This window comes from Pseudomonas sp. FSL W5-0203, assembly GCF_001896155.1.
Lineage (GTDB): Bacteria > Pseudomonadota > Gammaproteobacteria > Pseudomonadales > Pseudomonadaceae > Aquipseudomonas > Aquipseudomonas paracarnis.
In genome coordinates this window covers 1-527 of sequence record NZ_MPOR01000100.1, presented here as the reverse complement: position 1 = coordinate 527, position 527 = coordinate 1, and the positions used below count along the sequence as shown (strand labels likewise).

The 527-nt window shown below is 55.8% G+C and carries 1 protein-coding gene; it reads right to left on the bottom strand.

What is annotated here, in order from left to right; translation table 11 throughout:
* Positions 1-527: immunoglobulin-like domain-containing protein (locus BOP96_RS29150; protein ID WP_138726266.1), on the bottom strand; the 527-nt coding region annotated here is incomplete at both ends.

Genomic DNA, 527 nt, shown 5'->3' with positions numbered 1-527 from the left:
TTGCCGCCAGTGGTTTCGGTGATCTTGACGGTCTGAGTGCTCTTATCGATAAACACGTCATCGGTAGGGGCAGGCACGGTTACGGTGCCAACCGTGTCGCCAGCCTTGATGGTGATGCTTGAACCGTTGTCGAGTTTCAGCGTTACGTCGGTACCGGCTTTGTTGCTCAAGGTCGCGGTGTAGGTGATCTGGCCGCCTTCGTTAACGGCACTTGGCGCAGTCAGCGTAACCGTGGTTGTGTTATCGGTGCCTGGGGTATCCGTAACGGTGGTGTTCACCGCCGTAGTACCCGGCACCAGATTTTCAAAGTGCTCGCCGCCGGTTACGCCTTTGATAGCAGTAGTGACGGTCTGATCGCCCTTGTAAACATCATCAGGAGCAAGAACCGAAACGCTACCGCTCGATTGGTTTACGCCAATGGTGATGGTCTGGCCGTTATCCAAAGTCACGGTCAACGGGTTGGTGATGTTGGTCACCGGTGCGCCGTTCTTATCCACAAGGCTGGCGGTGTAAACGATGTTGCCGCC